At 61.9% G+C, this 3,909-nt stretch carries 5 protein-coding genes; 1 reads left to right on the top strand and 4 read right to left on the bottom strand.

From position 1 onward, the window contains the following. The 4 genes from rfbD to rfbB form a co-directional block, all read right to left on the bottom strand. Window positions 1-674 (bottom strand): dTDP-4-dehydrorhamnose reductase (rfbD, locus tag HX846_RS30030; protein ID WP_178966770.1); only part of this gene is annotated, 674 nt, incomplete at its 3' end. Further along, window positions 671-1,216 (bottom strand): dTDP-4-dehydrorhamnose 3,5-epimerase, encoded by a 546-nt coding sequence (rfbC, locus tag HX846_RS30025; protein WP_008435750.1) that lies wholly within the window; start codon window positions 1,214-1,216, stop codon window positions 671-673. The genes rfbD and rfbC, both read right to left, overlap by 4 nt. Then, window positions 1,213-2,088: a glucose-1-phosphate thymidylyltransferase RfbA gene (gene rfbA / locus HX846_RS30020; protein ID WP_087692716.1), complete on the bottom strand. Its 876-nt coding sequence runs from the start codon at window positions 2,086-2,088 to the stop codon at window positions 1,213-1,215. The genes rfbC and rfbA overlap by 4 nt, the downstream gene beginning before the upstream one ends. Then, window positions 2,085-3,167, bottom strand: coding sequence for a dTDP-glucose 4,6-dehydratase (rfbB, locus tag HX846_RS30015; protein WP_177036529.1), 1,083 nt, complete (start codon window positions 3,165-3,167; stop codon window positions 2,085-2,087). The genes rfbA and rfbB overlap by 4 nt, the downstream gene beginning before the upstream one ends. A gap of 177 nt (window positions 3,168-3,344) precedes the next feature. On the opposite strand from rfbB, the gene HX846_RS30010 reads away from it, so the two are divergent. Continuing rightward, window positions 3,345-3,909: phosphotransferase (locus HX846_RS30010; RefSeq protein WP_178966769.1), on the top strand; the 565-nt coding region annotated here is incomplete at its 3' end.

The raw sequence follows: 3,909 nt of genomic DNA, 5'->3' as shown, positions 1-3,909 counted from the left end.
TGGGCAAAGCCGAACCACGAGGTCTCGCCCTGGGCCGTCAGGTGGTAGACACCCCAATCCCCGGCCTCGCCCGCCTGCCAGCGCTCGATCAGTGCACGGGTGCTGTTGGCGATGGTCCCGGCCCAGGTTGGCGCGCCGATCTGGTCGGCGACGATGCGCATCTGCGGTTTTTCCTGCAGCAGGCGTTGCATGGTCAGCAGGAAGTTCTTGCCGTGGGTCGAGTAGACCCAGCTGGTGCGCAGGATCAGGTGTTCACCGCCGATGGCCGCGATCGCCTGTTCGCCCGCCAGCTTGCTTGCGCCATAGACGCCCAGCGGGTTGGTTGCGTCGTCCTCGTTGTAGGGCGCGGCCTTGCTGCCGTCGAACACGTAGTCGGTGGAATAGTGAATCAGCGGAATGCCCAGTGCCTTGGCTTCCTCGGCGAAAATCCCGGGCGCGGTGGCGTTGATGGCGAAGGCCACGTCCGGCTCGCTCTCGGCTTGATCGACGGCCGTATGGGCGGCTGCGTTGATGATCAGGCCCGGGCGATGGGCGCGTACCTGGTCGCGGATCTGCTCGGGATGCGCCAGGTCCAGTTGATCGCGGCCCAGTACGATCAACTCGCCCAGGCCCCGGAGGCGCTGTTGCAACTCCCGGGAGACTTGGCCATGTTGGCCGCTGATAAGGATTTTCATGGGAACAGGTCGGCCTCTTGCAGGCTTTTCCCGGCCTGGTCCTTGGCAGACAGTTGCGGCGTCTCCGTCAGTTCCCAGTCGATGGCCAGCGTCGGGTCGTTCCAGAGGATGCAACGCTCGGCGCTCGGCTGGTAGTAATCGGTGGTCTTGTAGAGGAACTCGGCGTAGTCGCTCAGCACCACAAAGCCGTGGGCGAAACCTTCCGGTACCCACAACTGGCGATGGTTATCGGCGCTAAGCCGCACGCCCACCCATTGCCCGAAGTTGGGCGAGCTGCGGCGGATGTCGACGGCCACATCCAGCACTTCGCCGGCGATGACGCGCACCAGTTTGCCCTGGGTATGTTCGAGCTGGTAATGCAGGCCGCGCAGCACGCCTTTTTGCGAGCGCGAGTGGTTGTCCTGCACGAAATCACGCTTGAGCCCGGTGGCCTCTTCGAAGGCGCGGGCGTTGAAGCTTTCGTAGAAAAAGCCGCGCTCGTCACCGAACACTTTCGGTTCGATGATCAATACGCCCGGCAACGACGTGTCGGTGACCTTCATTTTTGCTCCCCGGCCAGTGAATACAGGTATTGGCCGTAGCCGGTCTTGCCGAAGTACTTGGCCCGCTCCAGCAAGTGGTCACGGTCGATCCAGCCGTTCTCGTAGGCGATTTCTTCCAGGCACGCCACTTTCAAACCCTGGCGGTGCTCGATGGTCTGCACATACGTCGAGGCCTCCAGCAGGCTGTCGTGGGTGCCGGTGTCGAGCCAGGCGAAACCACGGCCGAAGCGCTCCACGTGCAGGTCGCCACGCTTGAGGTAGGCGTTGTTGACGTCGGTGATCTCCAACTCGCCCCGTGGCGATGGCTTGACTGCCTTGGCGATCCTGATCACGTCGTTGTCGTAGAAATACAGGCCGGTCACCGCGTAGCTCGACTTTGGCTTGGCTGGTTTTTCCTCGATGGACAGCGCGCGGCCCTGGCTGTCGAAGTCGATCACGCCGAAACGCTCCGGGTCCTTGACCCAGTAACCGAATACCGTGGCGCCAGATGGGCGTTCGGCAGCAGTGCGCAGTTGTTCGCCGAAGTGCTGGCCGTGGAAGATGTTGTCGCCCAGGATCAGGCATACCGGGTCATCGCCGATAAACTCTTCGCCAATCAAGAACGCCTGGGCCAGGCCGTCCGGGGACGGCTGCTCCGCATAAGTGAACCGCACGCCAAACTGGCTGCCATCGCCCAACAGGTTGCGGTATTGCGGCAGGTCTACCGGGGTGGAGATCACCAGGATTTCCTTGATCCCGGCCAGCATCAGCACCGAGATCGGGTAGTAGATCATCGGCTTGTCATACACCGGCAACAGTTGCTTGGAAACGCCCAGGGTAATGGGGTGCAAACGCGTGCCGGAGCCACCGGCCAGTACGATTCCCTTCATCATGCGATCAGATCCTTAAAGTCGGTGTTGCCCAGTCGTTCGCCTTGATAACTGCCGTCCTGGACCCTGCGGCACCATTCCAGGTTATCGAGGTACCACTGCACGGTTTTGCGCAGGCCGGTTTCAAAGGTTTCTTCGGGCACCCAGCCCAATTCGCGCTCGATCTTGCTGGCGTCGATCGCATAGCGCTGGTCGTGGCCCGGGCGATCCTTGACGAAAGTGATCAGGTCAGTGAATTTCTCCACGCCCGCCGGGCGTTGTGGTGCCAGTTCTTCCAGCAGGCCGCAGATGCTGCGCACCACGTCGATATTCTTCTGCTCGTTATGGCCGCCGATGTTGTAGGTCTCGCCTACCACACCTTCAGTCACCACTTTGAACAGCGCGCGGGCGTGGTCTTCGACGAACAGCCAGTCGCGCACTTGCAGGCCGTCGCCGTACACCGGCAATGGTTTACCTGCGAGGGCGTTGAGGATCACCAGCGGAATCAGCTTCTCGGGAAAGTGGAACGGCCCGTAGTTGTTCGAGCAATTGGTCAACAGCACCGGCAGGCCGTAAGTGCGCTGCCAGGCGCGTACCAGGTGATCGGACGCGGCCTTGCTGGCCGAGTACGGCGAGCTTGGGGCGTAGGGCGTGGTTTCGGTGAACAGGTCGTCGACGCCGTGCAGGTCGCCATACACTTCATCGGTGGAGATGTGGTGGAAGCGGAAGGCGCTCTTGGCCGGTTCTTCCAGCTTCTGCCAATAACCGCGTGCGGCCTCCAGCAGGCTGTAGGTACCGACGATATTGGTCTGGATAAAATCCGACGGGCCGTCGATGGAACGGTCCACATGAGACTCGGCCGCCAGGTGCATGATCGCGTGGGGCTCAAAGCGCGCCAGGACGGCGCTGACGGTGGCCTGGTCGATGATATCGGCCTGGACGAACTCGTAGCGGCTGTTGCTCGCGATGCTGGCCAGCGACTCAAGATTGCCGGCGTAGGTCAATTTGTCCAGGTTGAGCACTTCGTGCCCGGTGTGTTGAATCAGGTGCCGGATCAGAGCGGAGCCGATGAATCCGGCGCCGCCGGTGATGAGAATGCGCATGTCGGAGGCCCTTTTCCTTAGACAGACATTAAGCGAATGGAGCATAGCTTGAGTTGTGGAGCCAAGTGGTGCAAGGGGCCACAGTCAGATTGACGGCACTGCGCGGGACTAGGGGTTGCGTAACCCCCGTCAACAATGGCGATATAAGCGCCTGATAAAAAAGCCAGGGGTCTTCACATGTTGCTCGCCACGTTGATTCATCGCGCCAGCCTGCCATGCCCGCAAGTCGGGCCTGTGCCTGCGACGCAGCTACTTGAGCAGCATTACGGCCTGGGTGGGGCGTTGCAGTCCCTCGGCAGCCAGCAAGACCTCAATTACCGTATCGACAGCGAGCGTGGCCGCTTTGTGCTGAAAATCTGCCGGGGCGACTACGCCGCCGTCGAGTTGCAGGCCCAGCACGCCGCTTTGAAGCATCTGCAGGGCCATTCGGATGTACGGGTGCCCAAGGTGATCTCGTCGCTTGCTGGCGAAGAACTGCTGACCGAGACCGTCGCCGGGCAAACCGTGCACCTGCGGTTGCTGGACTACATCGACGGCCAGCCGCTGACCCATCTGCCCCATCTGGGGCGCGAGGTGATCGCAGGCTTCGGCGAACTCTGCGGGCGGATGAGCCAGGCGCTGGCCGACTTCGAGCATCCGGGCCTGGAACGTACCCTGCAATGGGACCCACGCCATGCCCTTGAGCTGATCACTCATTTGCTGTCGACCCTCGAAAACCTCCCGCACCGGGCCGGGCTCGAGC

The sequence above is a fragment of the Pseudomonas sp. K5002 genome (assembly GCF_013386655.1).
Lineage (GTDB): Bacteria > Pseudomonadota > Gammaproteobacteria > Pseudomonadales > Pseudomonadaceae > Aquipseudomonas.
The sequence above is the reverse complement of the archived record's forward strand: the minus strand, read 5'-3'. Positions and strand labels throughout refer to the sequence as shown.

Bases quoted from the DNA above. Each gene is read 5' to 3' on its own strand.
- rfbC (WP_008435750.1), bottom strand. From the start codon at position 1,216: ATGAAGGTCACCGACACGTCGTTGCCGGGCGTATTGATCATCGAACCG.
- rfbA (WP_087692716.1), bottom strand. From the start codon at position 2,088: ATGATGAAGGGAATCGTACTGGCCGGTGGCTCCGGCACGCGTTTGCAC.
- rfbB (WP_177036529.1), bottom strand. From the start codon at position 3,167: ATGCGCATTCTCATCACCGGCGGCGCCGGATTCATCGGCTCCGCTCTG.